Source organism: Chitinophaga sp. 05T412 (genome assembly GCF_056396465.1).
Genome location: NZ_JBFTLN010000003.1, coordinates 507,084 through 530,217, shown reverse-complemented (window position 1 = coordinate 530,217; position 23,134 = coordinate 507,084). Strand labels below are relative to the sequence as shown.

Here is a 23,134-nt window from a genome sequence, read left to right as displayed (position 1 = left end):
CCGGATAACAATGCATCGCCTTTTATGGACCAACTTTGTGTACATAAAAGATCACGATATGTCTACCACATTTGAAAGTAAGAAAGTAATTATTGCAGGCGGTTCCACTGGTATTGGTTTGGCAACTGCTGTTTCATTGGCCAAAGAAAATGCGAAAGTAACCGTTACCGGCCGTACGGCTGCCAGTTTGGAAAGTGCTGCCGCAGCACATCCCGGCATACAAACCGCCACATTGGATAGTAACAACCGCTCCGAATTGGATGCGTTTTTCAGTACACAGGGTGGCATTGATCACCTGGTGATTGCGTTAAGCGGCGCAAAAGGAGCCGGGAAATTCGCGGATTTATCGCTGGACGATCTGAGGGAAGGTTTTGAAGGCAAGTTCTGGCCTCAGCTGAATACCTTGCAGGCAGCCCTGCCTTATATCAATAAAGGAGGCAGCATTACACTGATCACCGCTATTTCTGCCATTACACAGGCGCCGGGCGTATCCGGACTGGCCGCTATCAATGGTGCACTGGAGTTAATGATTCCTTCTATTGCGAAAGAAATACAACCCTTACGGATCAACGCTGTTTCTCCGGGCGTGGTAAACACGGGTTGGTGGGACTTCCTGCCAGCAGCAGATAAGGCTGCTACCTTTGAAGCTTATGCGGCACAAACGCCGGTAGGTAGAGTAGGAGAGCCAGAAGATATTGCGGATACCATCCGGTTTCTGATGAGAAACGGCAATATAACAGGTACGGTAATACGTTGCGATGGTGGTTTAGCGCTGTAACCCTACCAGGCTACTTCTTCATAATTTTTATACAACTTTCCAAATGCCGGCGTACCATTGATGGCCTGTACAATAGGATCATAAATGCGTGCGGCGGCATCGTCCAGCATGAGCGGTGGCAGGAAACCACTTTGTTCCAGCCTGGACTTCTTCTCTATCGGGTTACCCGTAGATACCCATCCCACATCCACACTGTTCATGTAAATATTGGCTGCTGCATAATCAGATGCACTGGTGCGTGTCATCATATTCAGCGCGGCTTTGGTCATATTGGTATGCGGGTGATAGATGGTTTTTTGCGCATAGCTGAATTGCCCCTCTGAAGAAGTAACGTTGATGATAAATTTATCGGGAAACGATGATTGCTGCATCAGCGCTTTCAGGCGACTGTTCAGCATAAAGGGAGATATATTATTCACCAGGTTGGCCGACAATACTTCCGTGGTATCCACTTCATCCAGGCGCATCACCCAGCTGTTACTACTTCTCAGGTCCAGGGGTTGATTAAAATAATCCAGCTGCCCGGGTGGAAATAAATCGGAAGTGCCAATCAGGGTAGGGGTGGCAGGTGCAGTGCCTGCAATCCGTGCCTGATCAGCCACAGGAAGTAATGGCAATTGCGCCGCCTTGTCCACTAAAGGCTGGTAATATTCCGGTGGATAGTGAATGGTTTGCGCCGCGTTGTTGATGAGAATATCCAGGGCCGGTAAGGTTTGGTAGCAATATTGCAGGAATTGTTCCACCTGCGGGATACTGATCAGATCCAGACCGTAAATGGTAAGCCGGTCTTTCCACTCGGCGTAATCCGGTTCTTTGGTGTATTGCAGCAAGGCATCTGCAGGAAAACGGGTGGTAGCAATCAGGGTGGCGCCATCGCGCAGCAAACGCAAAGCAGTGACATAACCAATTTTCATGCGTGCGCCGGTAACAATCGCGGTTCTACCGGTCAGGGTTACACGTTGCGCCTTCTTGTCCATATGAATTTGCGCGCAGCCTGGGCAAAGCCGGTGATAGTGAAAGTGTACAGTGGTATAGCGTTCCCTGCAGGCGTAACAGATGCTGGCATTTTCCAGTTCCTGTTGGATAGGTAAGTAAATGGTATCTGTAAGCACCTGGTCGACGGAGGATTGCAGCCCTTGCTGGAACACGACGGTGTTCTCTATCTTGCGCTGGTCGGATTCTCCACGGCGCGACAATTCCGTTTGCCGGATTTCTTTACGCGCGGTTTTATATATTTTGGTGACCAGTCCTTTTAAACGTTCGGTATCAGGAGAGTCAAAGGGATGTTTGCTGAGAAACTGTAGTATGGTATAAAACTTATCCCATTCGTCTGTTGAGAACTCCTGCATAGTGATGGTGCTTAAATATAATGGTGGCAGCAACAACCAGACTCGAACTGGTATTTCCTTCTTAGCTAGAAGGCGACCTTCCTGGTTTGGTCCATGCTACTGCCGCGGCAAAAGTAATGATTTAAGCGTGTATGCGAAACAGTTATTAAAGATGTCTTGTTTTTATTTCACAAACGGATCTGCATATTTCTCGTCTTTCAACAGCGATTCATCAGTGAGGGTATGCATGAAAGCGATCAGGTTCTTTTTCTCATCGGCTGTTAACGGAATGCCGCCGACCCTCAGTTGCATGCCCAGGTTGGGATTGGCTTTAATACCACTGGCGTAGTGTTCCAGCACCTGATCCAGCGTGGCAAAGCGGCCGTCATGCATATAAGGTGCTGTTAGCGCTACGTTGCGGAGATTGGGAATTTTAAAGGTACCCTGATCTTTGGGTTGATGTGTAATTTCTCCGTAGCCTTTGTCGGTGTAATCTGTTTCCAGTCCATTGTTAGAGCCGATGCCGGTATTGATACCGGTATTTTCCAGCGGTAGAAAGGAGGATTTCTGTCCCCGGCTACTGGTGCCTAAATCACTATGGCATTCCGTGCAGAAGTCGCTCTGCATGATATGCAGCCCATCTAATTCCTGTGGCGTGAAGTTGGCGAAATTGTTTTCTACGCCCTGATCATATTTTGAATTAAAGGAAACGATGGAGCGCAGGAACTGTGACAATGCTTTACCTATTTTAGCGGAAGTAACATCGGTGGTGCCGAACGCAGATTTAAACAGGGCCGGATAATAGCCTATCTTACTTAACTTCTTTTCTAAGGTGACCAAATCAGGCATTCCCATTTCTATATGATCCAGGATGGGCATCAGTGTTTGTGTTTCGAGATCGGCTGCCCGGAAGTCCCAGAACATTTTACGATCCACGAAGAAACGGATATTCACCACCGGCATGGCATTGCGCCGGGTATGCCCACCCTCAAAGCCTTTCGACGAAGCGGTGATGTCAGCAAAAGCATTGGCCTGATGATGACAGGAAGCACAGGCGATGGTATTATTCACCGACAGCGATTTATCATAAAAAAGTACCCTGCCCAAAGTGGCGCCGGCGTTGGTGATGGGATTGTCTGCAGGTGTATTATCCATCTCCGGATGTGCTTTCATGTGCGCCTTCATCCAGGCAGGCATATTATTGATGGTGTTGACATAATCATATAATGTGGCTGGCAGATGGGGGGCGCCTGGGCCGTTACCGGGTTCGGGACCGGGGCCGGGTTCATGAGGTGTGTTGGCCGAATCTTTCTTACAAGACAGCATTTGGAGGGTGATCACGGCTGTCATAAACAGCAGACCTAACAAACTTGTTGGGCGATTTACCATTGACATAGGCGGTTTTTTTAACTACCACACTTCAATAGAAAAATACCCTTATCAAGTKATAAAAAAAATGGTAAAAACGACCGGATTCGAACCGGTGACCTCAAACTTTGGGGTAAGCGTTCTTCCAACTGAACTACGCTTTTACCGGTATGAAGGTAGTGAAAAGTATATTTGTTTCCGTTAGCAGGGCAGGAATTGTGGCGGAAGATAAATGACAGCAGCAACCGGGCTCGAACCAGTGACCCTCTGCTTGCATGGCAGATGCTCTTCCAACTGAGCTACACTCCTGTCGCTGCGAAGATAATAAAAAAGTATATACGTTACCGTTATGGGCGTAGCGACTGCATTACCCGGTCAAAGGTGAGCTTCAGTAATTCGTCGTTGAGCGTGAATGGCAGGCCTGCCATGGTGGAGTTATCGAGGTGGAATTTGACGAGTGTATAGAATGTGCCATAGGCAATCGCCCAGAAAATTTCCTGCGGCAACTTTACAATTTCTTTCTTTTTTTCCGCGTTGGCTACAAAATCACGCATGGTTTGCTTGAAGCGTTGTTCGCAGGGGTCGTTTTGTTTTTCAATCAGCGGGGAATTCCTGAACTGTTCCCAGAAGCGATGATGTAGCGGATGCTGAAGGATATGGCGAAAGCGGTTACGCCACTGCTGCCAGAGGCCTTCTTCAAAAGTCATGTCTGCGCTGAAGCCAGTCAGCATGGTTTGCACGAAATTATACGCCGTTTCTGCATAGAGCTGATTCAGCAGATCTTCCCGGTTCTTAAAATAAATATAGATGGTAGATACGGATATCCCGGCCGATTTGGCCAGTTTATGCATACTCAATCCATCAAACCCCTGGGAAACGATCATTTCCATGGCTTTCTCCCGGATCACTATGGCTTTATTTTCATCTTTAGCGCGCATGGCGCAAAGATAAAAGAATGATTGTTCTTTTAAGCGTTCCGGGAGACTTTTTATTTCAGGCCATCCAGTGAACTGCCGGCAGGGAGCTCATAAGGGTCTTTCCCAGCTTCAAAAATGCGGGCAGTCAACTTTCCTTGCAGCGTTAAAGTGCCGTTGTGTGCATATACCCAGCTGCCTTCCCGCAGTCCGAGTACCGGCACCGTATTCTGTGTGAGGTATTCTTTAATACGGGTTTCCCGGGTTTCTCCCATATGCTGCGAACCTTCTATAGGGTCCTGGTAATGTGGATTCAGGTTAAACGGAATAAGTCCCATAGTATCGAAACTGGCAGGATATACAATGGGCATGTCGTTCGTATTGCGCATAGTAACGCCGCCTATATTGCTACCGGCACTGCATCCCATATAAGGCGTTCCGCCGTTAACCGCATCCCGTAAGGTATTCATAAGGCCCAGCTCATGCAGGGTTTTCACCAGTAAAAAGGTATTCCCGCCTCCGGTAAAAAAGCCTTTTGCGTTTTTAATGGCCACCGCCGGATCATCGAAAGTATGCAGTCCGCGTACCTGGATGCCAATGGCGCCAAAGGCTTCCGCCGCCCTGCTGGTATAGTCATCGTGCGAAATACCACCCGGCCGTGCAAAAGGAATAAAGATGATTTCATCTGCGCCCGCAAACAATACTTTCATAGAAGGCTGCAGATAAGCCAGGTAGGTTTCTCCAAATAAAGTGGAGGTACTCGCCAGTATAAAATGCTTCATGGTCAAAAAATTACCCGACAAATGTAGGTCATCTCCCTAAAATATATTTCAACATCACCTGAACCGACGGCGATATCGTGGCTTTATGGATAACAGAAAATCGCTTTGTATCTGATGCCGTATTCTGTATTTAGCCATGGTAATGCGTTTTGTAATTTATTTTTCTTTTTAATTGTAAAATTGACAATTATTTTGTTCTTTTGAATTGTCACAGCAAATCAACGCTGTTTGACCACATTTTAAAATCCTCGTTATGAAGAAAAAGTATCAATACATCCGCACGGGTATCCTGGGGCTGCTGCTTTCCACACAGGCCATTCAGGCACAAAATACCGTTACTTTTAAGCCGGATGCACCCACACAAACCATTAACCGCAATATCTACGGACATTTTGCCGAACACCTCGGAAATTGTATCTATGGCGGATTTTATGTAGGTGACACCTCACATATTCCCAATACCAATGGGGTACGCAAAGATGTTATTGCCGCCCTGCGCAAAATGAAGATTCCTAATTTACGCTGGCCAGGTGGCTGTTTCGCAGATACTTATCACTGGAAAGACGGCATCGGCCCGAAAGATAAAAGACCTACCATTGTAAACTCCTGGTGGGGAAATGTTACCGAAAATAACAGCTTCGGTACACACGACTTTCTGAATATGTGCGAAGAACTTGGCGCAGAACCGTACCTCTCCGGCAACGTAGGCAGCGGCACTGTACAGGAACTGGCCGATTGGGTGCAATACACCAACTTCAGCGGTAAAAGCCCTATGTCGGACCTGCGCCGGCAAAATGGCCGGGAAGAACCCTGGAAAGTACGCTTCTGGGGGATCGGTAATGAAGCATGGGGCTGCGGTGGCAATATGCGCCCGGAGTACTATGTAGACCTGTATCGTAAATTTGCCACCTTCATGCAGGGACACATTTTCAGAATTGCTTCCGGCGCCAATAGCTCTGACTACAACTGGACGGAAGTACTGATGAAAAATATTCCCGCGTCTATGCTGGATGGCATTGCCCTTCACCACTATTCTGTGATAGACTGGAATAAGAAAGGCGACGCTGTCGACTTCACGGAAGAGCAATATTTTACCACTATGAGACAGGCCCTGTTTATGGATACCCTCATCCGCAAACATTCCGCCATCATGGATAAATATGATCCAGGTAAAAAGACAGCTATGGTGGTAGATGAGTGGGGTGGATGGTATAACGTGGAAGGGGGAACGAATCCCGGATTTCTTTTCCAGCAAAATACCATGCGGGATGCTATGATCGCCGGATCTACCCTGAATATCTTTAACAATCACTCCGACCGTGTACGCATGGCCAACCTGGCGCAAGCCGTAAATGTGCTGCAATCTGTCATCCTCACCAAGGGAGATCTCATGGTGCTCACACCTACTTATTATGTGATGGAGATGTATAACGTACACCAGGATGCCACCCTGATTCCTATAGATATTCATAGCAACGACTATACGTTTGGAAATGAAAAGCTTTCCGCCGTATCAGCGTCCGCTTCAAAAGATAAAAATGGAATTACACATATTTCATTGGTCAACATAGACGCGCATAAAACCCAGGAAATTACGCTGGATACGCGTACTGAAAGTTATAAGTCTATCAGCGGCCGTTTGCTTACAGCTGCCAAACTGCAGGACTATAACAGCTTTACCAAACCGGATAATATTAAACCGGTTGATTTTAAAGGCGCTTCGCTGAAAAAGAATACCATCAGCGTAAAGCTCCCACCTTTCTCCGTGGTAGTACTGGAATTGAAATAGCCAATACGAATAATGGTGTAGTGGAGGATCTTGTTTACATGATGATGCAATGCCGGGCGTACCACCTGGCATAGTAAACAACTTCAGCCGCTCACCATTATTCGTGTTTTTTTGTCTTTTTTATAAGTGTCAATTTTACAATAAATATGAAATCAGCATATGTAATAGGCGTGGATTTCGGCACCGACTCAGTACGCTCCATTATTGTAGATGTACAAAATGGTCAGGAAGTAGCTGCCGCGGTGTTTTACTATCCCCGCTGGAAAGATGGACTGTACTGCAACGCCGCACAAAGCCGCTTTCGTCAGCATCCACTGGACTACATCGAGGGATTGGAAACCACTATCAAACAATGTCTGCAGCAAGCCGGCGGTAACATCGCTGCTCACATCAAAGCCATTTCAGTAGATACCACCGGCTCCAGCCCGGTAGCAGTAGATGAAACCGGTACACCACTGGCATTAACGCCCGCCTTCCGGGATAATCCCAATGCCATGTTTGTATTGTGGAAAGATCATACTGCTATCAGGGAAGCAGCTGCTATTAACGCCACTGCCGCCACTTTTGAAGAAAATTATCTCCGCTTTGTAGGCGGTATTTATTCCTCAGAATGGTTCTGGGCCAAACTGCTGCATATACTTCGTGTAGACGAATCCGTTAGAAATGCCACTTACTCCTGGGTGGAGCATTGCGATTGGATTCCTTTCCTGCTGTCGGGCGGCACGCATGTTAGTCAACTGAAGCGGGGAGTTTGTAGCGCCGGACATAAAGCATTGTTTGCCGCGGAATTTGGCGGACTACCACCGGATGCATTTTTCACCGCAATAGATCCGTTGTTGCAGGGCTTCACACAGCGACTGTTTACCAGCACCTATACCGCCAGCGAAGCAGCAGGACATCTCAGTGCGGAGTGGGCCGAAAGGCTGGGGCTACCCACCAGTGTGGTGATTGGCATCGGCGCCTTTGATGCACACATGGGCGCCGTAGGCGGACAAATAGCGCCTTACCATCTCAGCAAGGTAATGGGTACTTCTACCTGTGATATGCTGGTAGCACCTATGGAAGATATGCAACACAAACTGGTGAAAGGCATCTGCGGTCAGGTGCCCGGGTCCGTGATCCCCGGTATGATGGGCATGGAAGCGGGACAGTCCGCCTTCGGCGATGCATACGCCTGGTTCAGCAACGTACTGGCGTGGCCGTTACAACAGCTGTTGCCGGCTTCGTCGCTGATTGATGCAGATACCGCTGCGAAACTGGCCGCGGAAACCAGCAGTAAATTGATTGCGGAGTTATCGCGGCAGGCTGCACAGATCGCGCCAGACGAGCACAGTGAGCTGGGGATCGACTGGCTGAACGGTCGCCGTACTCCCGATGCGGATCAGTCGCTCAAAGGCACGCTCACCGGTCTCCACCTGGCTACAGATGCCCCACGTCTTTTCCGCAGTGTGGCGGAATCCACCTGCTTTGGCGCCAAAGCTATTGTAGACCGCTTCGAGCGTGAAGGAGTCCCCGTGAAAGGATTGATAGGCATCGGCGGCGTCGCTAAAAAATCTGCTTTTATCATGCAGATGATGGCTGATGTGATGAACATGCCTATCCGCATTCACCGCTCGGAACAAACCTGTGCATTGGGTGCCGCCATGTTTGCCGCCACTGCCGCCGGACTCTTCACCCGCGTGGAGGATGCCATGGAAGCCATGGGGCAGGGATTTGAAAAAACATATACACCGGAACCCCAACGGGCAGGCATATACGCCAGCCGGTATCAAAAGTATAAAGCATTAGGCGCCTTTACCAGCGCCCTCACCATAGATTAAATTTGTATGCAACGCTACCAGGACATCCGTCAGGCTGCCTACGAAGCCAATATGCAGCTGCCCGCACTGGGATTGGTGATCTTCACCTTTGGAAATGTGAGCGCCGTCGACCGCAGCAAAGGCGTATTCGCCATAAAACCCAGCGGCGTGCCGTATGCCGCACTCACACCGGATAACATGGTGATTGTGGACTTCGAAGGAAAAACCGTAGAAGGCAACTTACGCCCTTCTTCCGATACGCTTACCCATGCCGTACTCTATCAGCATTGGGAACATATCGGCGGGATTGTGCATACCCACTCTACCTACGCCACCGCATGGGCACAGAGTCAGCGTGACATTCCCATTTACGGCACTACACATGCAGACCATAACACGGTAGACATTCCCTGCGCACCACCCATGTCTGATGCCATGATTGCCGGCGACTATGAATACCAGACCGGCTTTCAGATCATGCGGACATTAATCGACCGAGGTCTCACCTACGCTGAAATTGAGATGGTCCTTGTCGGTAATCATGCCCCCTTTACCTGGGGTAAAACGGCGGAGAAGGCAGTCTATAATAGCGCAGTACTGGAGGCAGTGGCCCAAATGGCCTACCTCACCGAGTCGATCAATGGCAACGCGCCCCGCCTGAAAGAGGCCCTGATTAAAAAACATTTTGAACGCAAACACGGCCCCAATTCTTACTACGGCCAATAAATCCAATCATATGCTTCATCTGAAAACATTCGAAATCTGGTTGATCACTGGTAGTCAGCACCTGTACGGGGAAGAAACATTGAAACAGGTAGCGGCGCATAGCCAGGAAATTGCGGCGGCTCTCAACAGCAATTCACGTATACCCGTTACCGTAGTATATAAACCCACCGTCAAATCCCCGGAAGAGATTTATGCGGTATGTATGGAAGCCAACGCTGCCAGCAACTGCATCGGCGTTGTCACCTGGATGCACACGTTTTCCCCCGCAAAAATGTGGATACGCGGCCTGAAAGCGCTGGCCAAGCCTATCTGTCACCTGCATACCCAATATAACCGCGATATCCCCTGGAGTGAAATCGACATGGACTTCATGAACCTGAATCAGAGCGCTCATGGCGACCGCGAATTCGGATTTATGATGAGCCGCATGCGTATCAACCGGAAAGTGATTACTGGTCACTGGCAAGATCCGGAAGTAGTGGAAGAACTGGGCAACTGGGCCAGAGTAGCCGCTGGCTGGCACGACTGGCAAGGGGCCCGCTTTGTACGCTTCGGTGATAACATGCGCTTTGTTGCCGTAACAGATGGTGATAAAGTAGAAGCAGAATGCAAACTGGGATTCTCCTGTAACACACACGGTATAGGCGATCTCGTTAGTGTGATCAACGGCATCTCTGATAAAGAAGTGGCTGCACTGGTGCAGGAATACGCCGACAACTACACCATATCAGCTTCCCTGTTGTCCGATGTTGCCCTGAAAGACGCGGCCAGAATAGAACTGGGCCTGAAGGCATTCCTGGAAGCAGGAAACTATAAAGGCTTCTCCGACACCTTCGAAGACCTGCATGGCATGATACAACTCCCCGGTATTGCCGTACAACGCCTCATGAAAGCAGGTTATGGCTTCGCTGGGGAAGGCGACTGGAAAACAGCCGCCCTGGTGAGGGCCATGAAAGTAATGGGTAGCGGCCTGCCCGGAGGCAATTCCTTCATGGAAGATTATACCTATCATTTTGACCCCGCCAACCCGATGGTACTGGGTTCGCATATGTTGGAAATCTGCGCGTCCATTGCTGCGGGGAAACCTTCCTGCGAGAAGCATCCGCTGGGAATAGGCGGAAAAGCAGACCCTGTACGACTGGTATTCAATACCGCCGCTGGTCCGGCTATCAATGCTTCCATCATAGATATGGGCAATCGTTTCCGCCTGCTGGTGAATGAAGTAGAGGCTGTGGAGCCACCACAAAATCTGCCTAAACTGCCGGTAGCCCGGGTGCTTTGGAAACCATACCCGGATATGAAAAAGGCATGTACCGCCTGGATATTGGCGGGAGGCGCACATCATACCTGCTACAGCCAAAACCTTACCTCCATCCATATGCAGGATTTCGCGGACATGGCAGGCATAGAACTGGCACTGATAGGCAGGAATACAGATTTGCGTGAATTTAAAAATGAATTGCGCTGGAATGACGTGAGCTTTTAATATAGTGTTTTTATCCGGGGCGGGATTAAACTGATTAGACTGATTTTTATTTTATAGCATGAAGCAGATCTGTTATTATCTTTCGAAATCAAAAAATAAAAATCAGCATAATCCTGCACCCGGACAAAACACGGCATAAAATGAATAACGATATATGAGAGTACGAGGTATCGTTGCGGTTTGGGGTATGCTATTGGGCGTTTATACGACCCCGTTAGCCGCACAACAACCACTGAATTTTACCGTCAAGGCCAATGAAATAAAGGCGAAGGTATCGCCTCATATGTGGGGCATCTTCTTTGAAGATATCAACCTCAGTGCAGATGGTGGTATTTACGCTGAATTGGTAAAGAATCGTTCTTTTGAATTTAGCTCCCCGCTGATGGGTTGGAGTATTCCGAAAGAAGTGGCCGGCAATGGGCAGGTACTGATCATCAATCGCCAGGCCGATCATCCGGCCAATCCGCGTTTCGCCAGGATAACGGTGCCGGATACACGCAGCTTTGCATTGGTCAATGAGGGCTTTCGGGGCATGGGCATTAAAGCAGGAGAGCAGTATAATTTCTCCCTGTATGCCCGGCAGCAGGGAAGCACTGCCGTGAAACTAACCGCCACATTGTTGGATGAAAACGGGAACGCTATTGGCAGCACCACGCTTACGCCGGAGGGAAATAACTGGCAGCAGTATAAAGGCAGTTTCACGGCCACTGCTACCGTTCCTAAAGCAAAGTTGCAGGTGCTATTCAGCGGCCCGGGCACCATGGATGCAGACATGATTTCCCTGTTTCCACAACACACCTGGAAAGAGCGCCCCAACGGCCTGCGCGCCGACCTGGTGCAACTGCTGGCGGATCTTCATCCGGGATTCCTCCGTTTTCCCGGTGGCTGCATTGTAGAAGGGAAGGAGCTGAGCAATCGTTACCAGTGGAAGAAAACGGTCGGTGATGTCAATGAACGGACCCTGATCATGAACCGCTGGAACAACGAGTTTGCCCATCGTGCTACACCGGATTACTTCCAGTCGTTCGGACTCGGCTTCTTTGAATACTTCCAGCTGGCAGAAGATATCGGCGCCACACCGCTACCGATTCTCAATTGCGGCATGGCTTGTCAGTATAATAGCGGCGAAGTGGTGGCCGTGAATGAACTGGACCCTTATATCCAGGATGCGTTGGACCTCATAGAATTTGCCAATGGAGATGTTCACACTACCTGGGGCGCCCTGCGCGCCAAAATGGGGCATCCGGCGCCTTTTAACCTGCAGATGCTGGGCGTAGGCAATGAACAATGGGGCCCGCAGTATGTAGAACGATACACCATTTTTGCCAAAGCTATCAAGGCGCGGTATCCGGCCATGCAGCTGGTCAACAGCCTGGGCCCCGGACCGGATGGAGATAAGTTCACTTTCCTTAACGACACGCTGCGGAAACTGCACGCGGATATCCTGGATGAACACTATTACAGTGCGCCGGATTGGTTCCTGCAAAATGCAGCCCGCTATGATACCTACGATCGCCACGGTCCTAAAATATTCGCCGGCGAATATGCCGCCCATGCCAAAGGGGTGGGGAGTGGCGATAATAAAAATACCTGGCAATGCGCCCTGGCGGAAGCGGCATTCATGACCGGGCTGGAACGCAATGCGGATGTAGTCGCCATGGCATCGTATGCGCCGCTGCTGGCGCATGTTGACGGTTGGCAATGGACGCCGGACCTGATCTGGTTCGACAATCTCCGTGCCTATGGCACCCCTAACTACTATGTACAAAAGCTATATGCCAATAACAAAGGCAGCGCCGTGGTACCCATCCTGAAAGATCATCGCATCATCAGCGGGCAGGACAGCGTATATGCGTCTGCGGTACTTGATCAGGCTACGGGCGAGCTGGTAATAAAACTGGTGAATGCTGCCGCTACTGCTGCGCCTGTCAGGTTAACCGTGGAGGGCGCGAAATTGGCGGCTACCGGCCGTTTAACCACGCTGCAACACAACAACCTGCAGGGCCTCAACTCATTGGAGGAGCCCACACATATTTCGCCGGTGGAACAAAGTATTAACATAAAAGGAACGACCATACCCACCCAAATGGCTCCCTTGTCTTTTTATGTGATCCGGGTAAAGACAAAGTAATCACCTGGCGAAAGCCATTTCGTATAGTGTAAACCGTTGACGCGCAGCGCGCTGTCAGCGGTTTTTTATTTTAACAGGAGATTAATTTTCAGTGACGGCATAGTACCTTTTCAGGGGAATGGGCGTATAGTAAAAAGAGGTTTTGGGCGAAGCGCTTTTTAGTTGTTCCCACGACACTAAAAAAGAAACAAAATTGTTTGACTTTCACCGGATAATCCCGATATTTAGAAACTCTTTTCACTTAACTATCAAAATACGTTATGGACATGAATTTAAAGGCTATGACTGCTCTATTGATTTCCGGTGGTACCCTGCTGGCTTCCTGTAATAACAATGCTGCTAAGAATGAAGAAGGTAAGGACTCCACAGCAGTGTCTACTACACCCGCAACTGGTGCCGTTAACTTCGGTCAGGCAGATGGCCAGGAAGTGTTGCAATATACCCTGAAAAATGCCAATGGCATGGAAGTGAAGATCCTGAATTATGGTGGTACCATTACAGATATCATCACCGCTGATAAACAAGGACAAAAAGGAAACGTGGTGTTATCCTACGACTCCCTGTCCGGCTACCAGCAAAAAGGACAACCTTACTTTGGTGCACTGATTGGTCGCTACGCCAACAGAATTGCCAATGCGAAATTTAAAGTGGATGGCAAAGAATATACCCTGGCGCCCAATAACAATGGAAATAGTCTCCATGGTGGTTTGAAGGGCTTTGATAAAGTAGTATGGGCTGCCACACCTGCCGGCGACAGCAGTCTGCAGCTGGTATATAACAGTAAAGATGGGGAAGAAGGATATCCCGGTAACTTACAGGCAACCATCGTGTATACGCTTACTCCAGACAATGCGCTGCAGATTACCTACAAAGCTACTACCGATAAGGCTACTCCGGTAAACCTCACCAATCACGCTTATTTTAATCTTTCTGCGGGTAAAGACAGCACCATCCTGGGGCATGAGTTATCGCTGAAAGCTAATCAGTATACGCCCGTAAGTGATAAGCTGATTCCTACCGGTAAACTGGAAGCCGTGAAAGGAACGCCAATGGATTTTACTTCACCCAAGAAAATTGGTGCAGATATCGACAAGGTAAAAGGTGGGTATGACCACAACTGGGTATTGGATAAGAAAGACGGCGCCCTGGAAACGGTGGCTACCCTGTATGATCCTACCAGCGGACGCTTTATGGAAGTGGCTACCACCCAACCCGGGATGCAGTTTTATACCGGTAACTTCCTGGATGGTAAGCTCACGAATACACGTAATGGTCAGAAATATGTGCAACATGCGGCGCTCTGCCTCGAAACACAGCATTTCCCTGATTCACCTAATCAGCCATCTTTCCCTAATGTAATCCTGAAACCAGGTGAAACGTTTGCGCAGACTACGGTGTATAAATTCTCCACTAAATAGCAGAAAGCAGAAAGCTTAAAGCAAAAAGCTATTAAGGCGATTGATCAAAGCGTATATAATATTCGCAATGATCAATCGCCTTAATAGCTTTTTGCTTTAAGCTTTCTGCTTTAAGCTTACTTAAAATTCGGATTCTGTATCAGTAAGCCCTGGCTTCTGTCTATTTCCTGCTGAGGCATTGGGAAGTAGTAGTTCTTCGGACGTGCAAACGTTCTTGGAGCACCACCATTGATAATTTGTGTATTATCATACGCCAGTTTAGGTTGTTTGTATATGGACACAATATCCACCAGTTTCGCTTTGTCCCAACGGATTAAGTCCTGATGGCGTTCGTTTTCACCACATAATTCTACCCGGCGCTCATGCATCAGCTCTTTCATACCACCGTTAGTAACTGGTTTTAAGGCAGCAGACGCACGTTTACGTACCGCATTGATTTCGGCATCACCGGCGCCCGCGCCATTCAGGCGGATCTTGGCTTCTGCCACCAGGAGGTAGATATCTGAAGCGCGCATTAATGGCGTTTTCAGCGAGTAATCCAATCCGCCGGAAGGTTTCCAGGCGCAGAATTTTTTATAGTGATAACCACTCCAGGAGGCATCTGCATTGTAGGTAGCAATACCGGTACCGATATTTACTTTATCGCCTGGTTGCATGATGCAGATGTTTTTGCGTGGATCACCTGCTTCAAATTCATCTACCAGTCCTTTGGTAGGGTAGAAGAAGCTCCATCCATTCCAGTTACGGGGGGCATGGTAAGTGATGAAGTCGGAGTAGCCGTTACCATCCACGGTTTGAACCGCCATTAACATTTCAGAGTTGTTGCCGGTAGCTACGCTGAAGTTATCTGCATAGTTAGGTGCCAACGCATAGTTTGAGTTGCTAACTACTTTGCTGCCCACTTGAATTGCTTTATCCAGCTTACCCCAGTCCATATACAGTTTGCACAACAGACCCCAGGCGGTACCTTTGCTTACACGGCCTTTGTCGGCGTCACCATAAGATTCAGGAAGTTGATCCGCCGCTGCCAGCAGATCTGTTTCAATCTGTGCACGCAGTTCGTCAGCACCTACTTTAGGTTTTTTGTAGTTGGATTTCAGTACATCATCTTCTGTTACCATAGGCGCATCTCCGTAGATGAGCAGCAAACGCCAGTAGGCAAAGGCACGGAAGAAATGTGCTTCACCAAGACAACGGGCCTGGATAGCCGGGTCCATGCCCGTGATTTTAGGAACATAGATCAGCACGTTGTTAGCGCGGTTAATGGTTTCATATTTCCATCTCCAGCCTACCCTTACGCTATAAGTAGTAGCATCGTAAGAGAAATCTTCAATAGCACCATCATAACCGTGGTCACCACCGCGTACCTGGTCGTCGGAGCAGTTATCGAATACAAACTCGTTAAAGCCGGTATAATCTTCTTCCAACAGTACATTATACATACCGGTAACGCCATCTAAGGCATCACTCTGGTTACGCCAGTAGTTACCGGTGGTGTAGTTACCTTTGGGCTGTACATCCAGCACACTCTTACAACTTGCCAGCAGCAAGGCACTCGCTAAAAATATATGTTTCATCCGTTGCATAGTCATTTGATTTAAAGTTCCCGTGAATTAAAAGTTAAGGGTAGCACCGAAAGTATAAGTCCGTGCCTGTGGATATGCGGCTACGTCTACACCACGTTGTCTGTTACCATCTTGTGTACCATTGTATCCCAGCTGCGGAGTCAGACCGGTATATGGCGTCAGGATAAACAGGTTCTGCGCGGCTACATATACATGGATATCAGAGATACCGCTGCGGCCCCATAATTTAGAAGGAATAGTATATCCCAGGGAAACGTTTTTCAGCGAGAAGTAACTACCATTTTCTACAAAGCGGTCAGATACGCGGGCGTTGCCGTTGTCGTCGTTTTTAGACATACGTGGTACGCTGTTGCTGGTACCTGCACCATGCCAGCGGTTTAACGCTTCTGCATACATGTTGTAGGAATAGGTAGGGTCCATGCCTTGCATTTTGTCGGCATTGTACAGTTTAACACCGCTTACACCGGCAAAGGAGAGGCTGAGGTCAAAGCCTTTGTAGCTGCCGCTGGCCTGGATACCGTATACCATTTTAGGATTCGGACTGCCCAGGTTTACACGGTCTTTGTCATCTACAATACCATCGCCATTGATGTCGAGGAAGCGAACATCGCCTGGTTTGATTTTATCCCTGTTAGGATCATGTGCTACGTTCGCATCGTTCTTGATGTCGTCGACAGTTTGATAGATACCGTTGGTTTTCCAGCCATAGTAAGATGCCAGCGGCTGACCTACATAAGTACGGGAAATTTCCACTCCTTGTCTGCCATACGGTGTAGAGCCGATGTAAGAAGATGGGTCGTATAATTTGGTGACTTCATTTTTGATGAAGGAAGCGTTGGCGCTCACATTGTAACGGAAACCGTGGTTGCCGCCCTGGTAGCCAACTTCTACTTCCCAGCCTTTATTGTTCAGCTGGCCGATGTTACGATCGGGGATAGTAGCGGTACCGTGGAGATCCATTTCCGGTGCAGGTACCAGCATGTCGCGGGTATTCTTGTTAAACCAGGTAATGGTGGTATTCAGTTTGTTGTCGAAGAAACCAGCCTCCACGCTGATATTGGTCATCGCCGCTTTTTCCCAGGTGATGTTAGGGTTAGCGAGACTGGCATTCCAGATACCGGTGTATGGCATATCGCCGAAGTTATAGCGTCTGTCTTTGAGAACAGGTGCGAGGTATTGGAAGTCGGTAACGTTCTGGTTACCCAGCTGTCCCCAGCCACCGGTGATTTTCAGGTTGCTGACAACTTTCACGTTTTCTTTAAAGAACGCTTCGTCTGAAACGCGCCATCCTGCAGAGAAGGCAGGGAAGTAACCCCAGCGCTGATCAGGTGCGAATTTAGAGGAGCCATCTGCACGGAAGGTAACGGTCAGCAGGTATTTTTCTTTATAGCCATAGAAGCCTCTTACAAAGCCGGAAGCAATGGCGTTGGCAGGTTTGAAGTTACCCTGTGCATCATGGATATCGTTACCATTGCTCAGTACACGTTGATCAGGCGACTCGTCGTTGAAACCCCAGCGGTCAGCACGGAAGAAAGAACCGTTGTAGGTTTGCTGAGAATAACCGCCGGTAACAGTCACGTGATGTACCTGGTTAAAGAACTTGTTATACGTCATGAAAATTTCGCTCAGCTGGTTGTTTTCCGTGGTGCTGCGGTTGAATAATTCCGCATGATCGCGGGCACGGGTTTGATCCAGTACTTTAGGAGCGAAGTTATATTCGTTGTAGATGTTACCATCGAAGCCGTAGTTGGCGCGGAGGGTAAGACCATCCGTAATTTCCAGTTCGCCGTATACGCTGGCCAGCATGCGGTAGGTTTTACCCCATTGGTCGGTAGTTTCAGCGGTATACACCGGGTTGTTGATATCGCCCAGCTCATTGCTGGCTTTGGAGCTACCCCAGCTGCCATCAGGATTGTGCACAGGAATAGCAGGGTTGAAGCGGAGTGCGCTGAAGATAAGACCTGTCTGGGAGGAGTAAGTATCCGGACCAGAGTTTTGTTTATACGTCAGCTGCATGTTTTCACCTACTTTGAAACGTTTGCCCAGCTTGTGTTCTGAGTTGATGCGAACGGAATAGCGTTTGAAGTAAGAGTTGACAATGAGACCGTTTTCATCATAGTAGCCTGCACTCAGCATGTAGTTGGAGCTGGCATTACCGCCGCGTAAGTTAACGTCTGCATTGGTGACGTTACCGGAGCGCAGCAGGGCGCGTTGCCAGTCGGTGCGTTGTGTGGCGTAGTAAGGATCTTTCCAGATGGGATCTACGGCGCCGCCGTCGTTGGTAGCACGTTCCTGTTTCAGCATGGCCAGGTCAGGAGCGGTGAGCAGTGGAATATAGCGGATGGTGTTGGAAATACCGCGGTATACGTTCACAGATGCTTTCAGTTTCTCACCGTAGCTACCTTTTTTAGTGGTGATGATGACCACACCATTGGCGGCACGGGTGCCATATATAGCCGAGGAGGACGCATCTTTCAGGATTTCCATGGAGGCAATGTCGTTAGGATTTACATCACTCAGGTTGACAGCAGGGATACCATCGATAATGATGAGTGGATCGGCGTTGTTGATGGTACCGGTACCGCGTATACGAATAGACGGGGTGCTGCCGGGTGCGCCATCAGAGCGAACGATGTCCACACCGGTTACGCGGCCCTGTATGGCAGAAGCGGCGTCTGGTACCGGCAGGTTTTTGATATCGGAACCTTTTACGGAGGCGATGGTACCGGTAACGTCGCGGCGGGTTTGTGTACCATAACCTACCACTACTACTTCTCCCAATCCTTTGGTGGTAGCGTTCAGTGATACGTTAATAACGTTCTTGTCGCCGACCGTGATTGTTTGCGGTTCATAGCCGATAAACGAGAACAAAACCGATTTAGCACCCGAAGGTAAAGAAAGGCTATAGTTCCCTTTTGTATCTGTACTGGTGCCATTGCTGGTGCCCGGCACTAATACATTTACACCAGGCAGACCTGCGCCGTCTGCCGCTCCGGTAACTTTTCCGGTAATGGTCTTCTGTGCTATTGCAGCGCTGGTGGCCGCCAATAGGAAGATCATTAGAAAGCATAATTTTCCAGTGAATGAATACCTCATAATTTGATGAATAAAGAAGTGAATTTTTGATAAACGTGATTCGTACAGATTACGGCCTGTCTGTTTTAACGGAATTACTGGTTTTGGTTGTGAATGAATAATTGTTGCTAAATCGTTTTTTCACTATTGCCTGTTGTAGGTTTGTTTTTTAGTTTTTCACTGGGCTGCAAAAATGATGATGAAAAAATGGTTGGCACTACACACACGACTACATACACGAGACTCGGCCAGAAAGGTAATGAATTTTACAAATGTAACAGTATAGTTTTTTAACTGGTACTGATAGTGGATTAAATATGTATTAACAGTTAAGAAAGGGTATGGCAGACACTTACAAGGAGATAAATAAAAAAAAGGACTGATATTTCAGTCCTTTAAAAACGTTTACAGCAAGGTGAGTAGCGGTTGTTTTTTCCCTCCGGGAGATAGAAAGCGCCTGTTTCCAAAGCCATCACTCACGCGGTGAAAGTGCCGGTACATGAAGCTAAACAGGCAATAACGTTACTAGGCAGATTTTATGGGCGCACCATCGCCCGTGTTATCTAGTTGCTCATATTCACGCAAATAACTACGGGGCGATTTGCCGGTAATACTCTTAAATACCCGGTTGAAATTGGCAATACTGTTAAACCCGCAATTATAAGCTACGGTAGCAATGCTATCGAATGAGCCACCCGCCAGCTTTTTGCAGGCCTCATTGATACGTACTTCATTTAAAAAGGATACAAACGTTAGCCGCGTATGTTTCTTGAAGTACCGGCAAAATGCCTGTGGCGTCATATGCGCCTCCCGGGCTATATCTTCCAGCTTTATCTCCGTATCATAATGCTGCATAATGTAGTTATAGATATACCCGATACGGATACCTTCCTGCTCATTTACCGCTGATAGGCGCGAACCGGTAATTAACGGCTCCAGGTTTTTAATGGTCAGGAAGAAATTCATTAGCTCCACAAAGGCCAGGAACTGCGCAATGCCCTGCGATTGGTGAATTTTCAGCATACGGCTGGAAATATCCAGTACATGGGCCTCCGGGATCTTGAACCCATTGCGCGATTGTTCCACAAACGTCCGGATCTTCTTAAACTCCGGCAAATCAAACAACGGCGCTAGTTTACCTTCAGGGTTAAAAAATACCGTCAGCGCCTGTACGTTCTTTTTGTTCTTACTGCCAAAGGGCAATTCCTCACTTTTTAGCACATGAGGTTGATTGCTCCCTATCCAGTAAATTTCATTCGACCAGAAAGCATGCATGTTGTTCTCCACAATCAGCGTACCATGGCCATGCTGAATCCAGGTGAGCTGAATTTCTTCATGACGATGGAGATGTGGATAGAAGGCCGGCAGCGAATCTTTTTGCGTGATAATGGTCTTGTCGTGCGCTACAGGAATAGTAAACTGTAATACTTTCATTTACTTGTATTATTCTTTTTTTAACACCTTAAACTACTTTACAGACAAATTTAGGTGAAGATATGAGAACAAGTTATTAAAAATCGTTCAAAAACTACGCGCAACCGGTAGTACTTTTAACAAATAAATTACAAGCGACTTTATAGGGATAAGTGGCCTGTTTTTCCATGTATATACTATCGATTCACATTATTTATGAAGTACCTGAAATGCCTTCTTTTCCTGGTATTGCCAGCCCTGATATCCACCGGATTAAAGGCACAGCAAAGCCAGCTAACGCCCTACCTGCCCGGACATGCGGAAATATTGCAGCGCTATCGTAACATGATGCGATTGGATACCGCCACCCGGAAGACAGTTTTCAGACATAATGTTGAAGCCAACTGGCTACCCGGTGGAACCGAGTTCTGGTATAAGGAAGCGGACAAAGACAGCAGTACCACTTATTACCTTGTGAACGCCCTTACCGGCAAAAAAGCCGTATTTACGGATACTGCAAAAATTGCAAAATTTAACGCTACACCTGCAGGTAACCAGCCGTTTCAACATCCGGAACCCCATCGCTGGGAAAGTTTCGCTACCGATAGTATTTCCCCCAACAAACAATGGGTAGCCACCAGCACTAACGGAAACGTCTATATTCGTTCCCTGCTGGATGGCACTGTCAGCCGCTTTACCCACGATGGCGATACCACAAAAGATTATTATGGCTCCCTGGCCTGGGCGCCCGATAGTAAGCACCTGGTCGGCTACCGCATTCATCCCGTGGAAGATTCCGCCGTGTATTACGTGCTCACCAGCCAGCCCGGCACCACCCGCGGCCAGCTGCGCTCTCAGCCCTATAAGCAACCCGGAGATCCTTTCACTACCTATGAAATGTATGTGTTTGATCCGGCAGCTAAAACCACCACCAAAGTAAATACCCCCCTCCTGGATTTCTTTGACGCGCCCGTATTACACTGGCGCGAACCAGATAACCGCCATTTTCTATACGAAAAAGCAGACCGCGGTCACCAGCGCTTCCGCATCATAGAAGTAGACGTAACTAACGGCAACACCCGTACGATACTGGAGGAAAACACCGCTACCTTTATTTATGAATCAAGAATATATACCCACTATCTGCCGGAAACAAACGAACTGCTGTGGACTTCCGAAAAAGACGGCTGGCAGCATCTTTATCTGGTAAACACCCTTACCGGTGAAGTAAAAAATGAAGTCACCAAAGGCGATTGGATCGTTCGCGAAATAGATAGCGTAGATGCTAAGAAAAGAGAAATATGGTTCCGTGGCAGTGGCAGAAACGCCGGTGAAGATCCCTACTTTATTCACTACTATCGTATAGGCTTCGACGGTAGTAAGCTACTGGATTTAACACCAGGTACCGGTAACCACGTCGCTTTCTTTTCTCCCGATAAAAAATTTTATATAGATAAATACTCACAGGTAAATGTACCGCCGGTAAATGAATTACGCCGTACCGCCGATGGTAAACTTATTACCGTATTAGAAAGAGCGGATGTTAGCGCCTGGCAGGCCCTGGGCGTACCTTTCCCTACACCATTTACCGCAAAAGGCCGCGATGGTAAAACAGATATCTGGGGTATCATGTGCCGCCCTTCCAACTTCGATTCCACCAAACGTTATCCCATCGTGGAAAACATTTATGCCGGTCCGCAGGATGCTTATGTTCCCAAAAGTTTCATGAGCTACTATTCCGATATGCAGGCACTGGCCGACCTGGGCTTTATTGTGGTGCAGATAGACGGTATGGGCACCGCCAACCGCTCCAAAGCTTTCCATGATGTATGCTGGAAAAACCTTGTGGACGCTGGTTTCCCGGATCGTATGTTGTGGATCAAAGCACTGGCCCGGCAGTATCCTTTCGCGGATACCAGCAGGGTAGGACTGTACGGCACTTCCGCCGGCGGACAAAATGCCCTCGGCGGTCTGCTCTTTCATCCGGAGTTTTACAAGGCTGCGGTGGCCTCCTGCGGCTGCCATGATAACCGGGTAGACAAGCAATGGTGGAATGAGCAATGGATGGGATACCCTATTGGCAAGCATTACGAAGAGCAGTCAAACGTAACCAATGCCGGTAAGCTGCAGGGAGATCTGCTCCTCATCGTGGGAGAAGCCGATACCAATGTGCCTCCGGAATCTACTTATCGTGTGGTGGATGCCCTCATTAAAAAAGGCAAAACCTTCGATTTCCTGCCCATACCCGGTATGGGACATAGCGATGGTGGCCCGTATGGACGACTGAAACGCCGCGACTTTTTTGTGCAGCACCTGCTACAGGTAACACCGCCAGACAGAAATATCAACGAAACTAAATAACCCTATACCTAAAATTTATACAGCAACGGCTGTTTTTTCACAAGCTATAACGGAGATACGCCCCGCGATTCCTCGCGGGGCTTTTTAGCTGCCTGAATATAAGTAGTATAATATCTACAGCTGTAAAAATAGGATTTAATCCTTTGTTATGGCTATTTGTAGACGACTGAAAATAATTGT

At 48.4% G+C, this 23,134-nt stretch carries 15 protein-coding genes and 3 tRNA genes; 8 read left to right on the top strand and 10 right to left on the bottom strand.

The features are described 5' to 3' along the window. Positions 1 to 58: 58 nt before the first annotated feature. On the top strand, positions 59 to 778 hold the full coding sequence (locus AC1DFM_RS09420) for an SDR family oxidoreductase (RefSeq protein WP_477076458.1): 720 nt from the start codon (positions 59 to 61) through the stop codon (positions 776 to 778). Between the two features lie 2 nt (positions 779 to 780). On the opposite strand, the gene AC1DFM_RS09415 is transcribed toward AC1DFM_RS09420, so the two are convergent. From AC1DFM_RS09415 to pepE, 7 genes are all read right to left on the bottom strand, one after another. Beyond that, positions 781 to 2,127, bottom strand: a complete 1,347-nt coding sequence (locus AC1DFM_RS09415; RefSeq protein ID WP_477076457.1) for an SDR family NAD(P)-dependent oxidoreductase — start codon at positions 2,125 to 2,127, stop codon at positions 781 to 783. Between the two features lie 24 nt (positions 2,128 to 2,151). Then, positions 2,152 to 2,228, bottom strand: a tRNA-Ser gene (locus AC1DFM_RS09410). 61 nt (positions 2,229 to 2,289) lie between these two features. Beyond that, positions 2,290 to 3,501 (bottom strand): cytochrome-c peroxidase, encoded by a 1,212-nt coding sequence (locus tag AC1DFM_RS09405; protein WP_477076456.1) that lies wholly within the window; start codon positions 3,499 to 3,501, stop codon positions 2,290 to 2,292. 62 nt (positions 3,502 to 3,563) lie between these two features. After that, positions 3,564 to 3,638 (bottom strand) — tRNA-OTHER (locus AC1DFM_RS09400). A 72-nt stretch (positions 3,639 to 3,710) separates the two neighbouring features. Further along, a tRNA-Ala gene (locus tag AC1DFM_RS09395) sits at positions 3,711 to 3,783 on the bottom strand. A 38-nt stretch (positions 3,784 to 3,821) separates the two neighbouring features. Continuing rightward, on the bottom strand, positions 3,822 to 4,412 hold the full coding sequence (locus AC1DFM_RS09390; protein WP_477076455.1) for a TetR/AcrR family transcriptional regulator: 591 nt from the start codon (positions 4,410 to 4,412) through the stop codon (positions 3,822 to 3,824). Positions 4,413 to 4,462: 50 nt separating this feature from the next. Next, on the bottom strand, positions 4,463 to 5,170 hold the full coding sequence (pepE, locus tag AC1DFM_RS09385; RefSeq protein ID WP_477076454.1) for a dipeptidase PepE: 708 nt from the start codon (positions 5,168 to 5,170) through the stop codon (positions 4,463 to 4,465). A 253-nt stretch (positions 5,171 to 5,423) separates the two neighbouring features. On the opposite strand from pepE, the gene AC1DFM_RS09380 reads away from it, so the two are divergent. The 6 genes from AC1DFM_RS09380 (at position 5,424) to AC1DFM_RS09355 (ending at position 14,519) form a co-directional block, all read left to right on the top strand. After that, positions 5,424 to 6,959, top strand: coding sequence for an alpha-N-arabinofuranosidase (locus AC1DFM_RS09380; protein WP_477076453.1), 1,536 nt, complete (start codon positions 5,424 to 5,426; stop codon positions 6,957 to 6,959). A 146-nt stretch (positions 6,960 to 7,105) separates the two neighbouring features. Continuing rightward, positions 7,106 to 8,779, top strand: a complete 1,674-nt coding sequence (locus AC1DFM_RS09375; RefSeq protein ID WP_477076452.1) for a ribulokinase — start codon at positions 7,106 to 7,108, stop codon at positions 8,777 to 8,779. Positions 8,780 to 8,785: 6 nt separating this feature from the next. Beyond that, the gene (locus tag AC1DFM_RS09370; protein WP_477076451.1) at positions 8,786 to 9,484 is read left to right on the top strand and encodes an L-ribulose-5-phosphate 4-epimerase; all 699 of its coding nucleotides are present in this window, start codon (positions 8,786 to 8,788) and stop codon (positions 9,482 to 9,484) included. A 10-nt stretch (positions 9,485 to 9,494) separates the two neighbouring features. After that, the gene (gene araA / locus AC1DFM_RS09365) at positions 9,495 to 10,970 is read left to right on the top strand and encodes an L-arabinose isomerase (protein WP_477076450.1); all 1,476 of its coding nucleotides are present in this window, start codon (positions 9,495 to 9,497) and stop codon (positions 10,968 to 10,970) included. Positions 10,971 to 11,124: 154 nt separating this feature from the next. Next, positions 11,125 to 13,101, top strand: a complete 1,977-nt coding sequence (locus AC1DFM_RS09360; RefSeq protein ID WP_477076449.1) for an alpha-L-arabinofuranosidase C-terminal domain-containing protein — start codon at positions 11,125 to 11,127, stop codon at positions 13,099 to 13,101. A 281-nt stretch (positions 13,102 to 13,382) separates the two neighbouring features. After that, positions 13,383 to 14,519 carry an aldose epimerase family protein gene (locus tag AC1DFM_RS09355; RefSeq protein WP_477076448.1) on the top strand — a complete coding sequence of 379 codons (1,137 nt, stop codon included), beginning with the start codon at positions 13,383 to 13,385 and terminating at the stop codon, positions 14,517 to 14,519. Between the two features lie 116 nt (positions 14,520 to 14,635). Here the strand turns inward: AC1DFM_RS09355 and AC1DFM_RS09350 are convergent, their stop codons facing one another. From AC1DFM_RS09350 to AC1DFM_RS09340, 3 genes are all read right to left on the bottom strand, one after another. Next, positions 14,636 to 16,096, bottom strand: coding sequence for a RagB/SusD family nutrient uptake outer membrane protein (locus tag AC1DFM_RS09350; RefSeq protein WP_477076447.1), 1,461 nt, complete (start codon positions 16,094 to 16,096; stop codon positions 14,636 to 14,638). 36 nt (positions 16,097 to 16,132) lie between these two features. Beyond that, complete coding sequence (locus tag AC1DFM_RS09345) at positions 16,133 to 19,165, bottom strand: SusC/RagA family TonB-linked outer membrane protein (protein WP_477076446.1); 3,033 nt, start codon at positions 19,163 to 19,165, stop codon at positions 16,133 to 16,135. A gap of 540 nt (positions 19,166 to 19,705) precedes the next feature. Then, entirely contained in the window at positions 19,706 to 20,614 is a 909-nt protein-coding gene (locus tag AC1DFM_RS09340; RefSeq protein WP_477076445.1) for an AraC family transcriptional regulator, read from the bottom strand. Positions 20,615 to 20,809: 195 nt separating this feature from the next. Between AC1DFM_RS09340 and AC1DFM_RS09335 the strand changes: the two genes are divergently transcribed. Next, positions 20,810 to 22,954 (top strand): S9 family peptidase, encoded by a 2,145-nt coding sequence (locus AC1DFM_RS09335; protein WP_477076444.1) that lies wholly within the window; start codon positions 20,810 to 20,812, stop codon positions 22,952 to 22,954. Positions 22,955 to 23,134: the final 180 nt, after the last annotated feature.

What these genes read in the sequence shown, in the direction of transcription:
- AC1DFM_RS09340 (WP_477076445.1), bottom strand. Translation starts at nt 20,614, where the DNA reads ATGAAAGTATTACAGTTTACTATTCCTGTAGCGCACGACAAGACCATT.
- AC1DFM_RS09345 (WP_477076446.1), bottom strand. Translation starts at nt 19,165, where the DNA reads ATGATCTTCCTATTGGCGGCCACCAGCGCTGCAATAGCACAGAAGACC.
- AC1DFM_RS09380 (WP_477076453.1), top strand. Translation starts at nt 5,424, where the DNA reads ATGAAGAAAAAGTATCAATACATCCGCACGGGTATCCTGGGGCTGCTG.
- AC1DFM_RS09405 (WP_477076456.1), bottom strand. Translation starts at nt 3,501, where the DNA reads ATGTCAATGGTAAATCGCCCAACAAGTTTGTTAGGTCTGCTGTTTATG.
- AC1DFM_RS09350 (WP_477076447.1), bottom strand. Translation starts at nt 16,096, where the DNA reads ATGAAACATATATTTTTAGCGAGTGCCTTGCTGCTGGCAAGTTGTAAG.
- araA (WP_477076450.1), top strand. Translation starts at nt 9,495, where the DNA reads ATGCTTCATCTGAAAACATTCGAAATCTGGTTGATCACTGGTAGTCAG.
- AC1DFM_RS09390 (WP_477076455.1), bottom strand. Translation starts at nt 4,412, where the DNA reads ATGCGCGCTAAAGATGAAAATAAAGCCATAGTGATCCGGGAGAAAGCC.
- pepE (WP_477076454.1), bottom strand. Translation starts at nt 5,170, where the DNA reads ATGAAGCATTTTATACTGGCGAGTACCTCCACTTTATTTGGAGAAACC.
- AC1DFM_RS09420 (WP_477076458.1), top strand. Translation starts at nt 59, where the DNA reads ATGTCTACCACATTTGAAAGTAAGAAAGTAATTATTGCAGGCGGTTCC.
- AC1DFM_RS09370 (WP_477076451.1), top strand. Translation starts at nt 8,786, where the DNA reads ATGCAACGCTACCAGGACATCCGTCAGGCTGCCTACGAAGCCAATATG.
- AC1DFM_RS09415 (WP_477076457.1), bottom strand. Translation starts at nt 2,127, where the DNA reads ATGCAGGAGTTCTCAACAGACGAATGGGATAAGTTTTATACCATACTA.
- AC1DFM_RS09360 (WP_477076449.1), top strand. Translation starts at nt 11,125, where the DNA reads ATGAGAGTACGAGGTATCGTTGCGGTTTGGGGTATGCTATTGGGCGTT.
- AC1DFM_RS09355 (WP_477076448.1), top strand. Translation starts at nt 13,383, where the DNA reads ATGACTGCTCTATTGATTTCCGGTGGTACCCTGCTGGCTTCCTGTAAT.
- AC1DFM_RS09375 (WP_477076452.1), top strand. Translation starts at nt 7,106, where the DNA reads ATGAAATCAGCATATGTAATAGGCGTGGATTTCGGCACCGACTCAGTA.
- AC1DFM_RS09335 (WP_477076444.1), top strand. Translation starts at nt 20,810, where the DNA reads ATGAAGTACCTGAAATGCCTTCTTTTCCTGGTATTGCCAGCCCTGATA.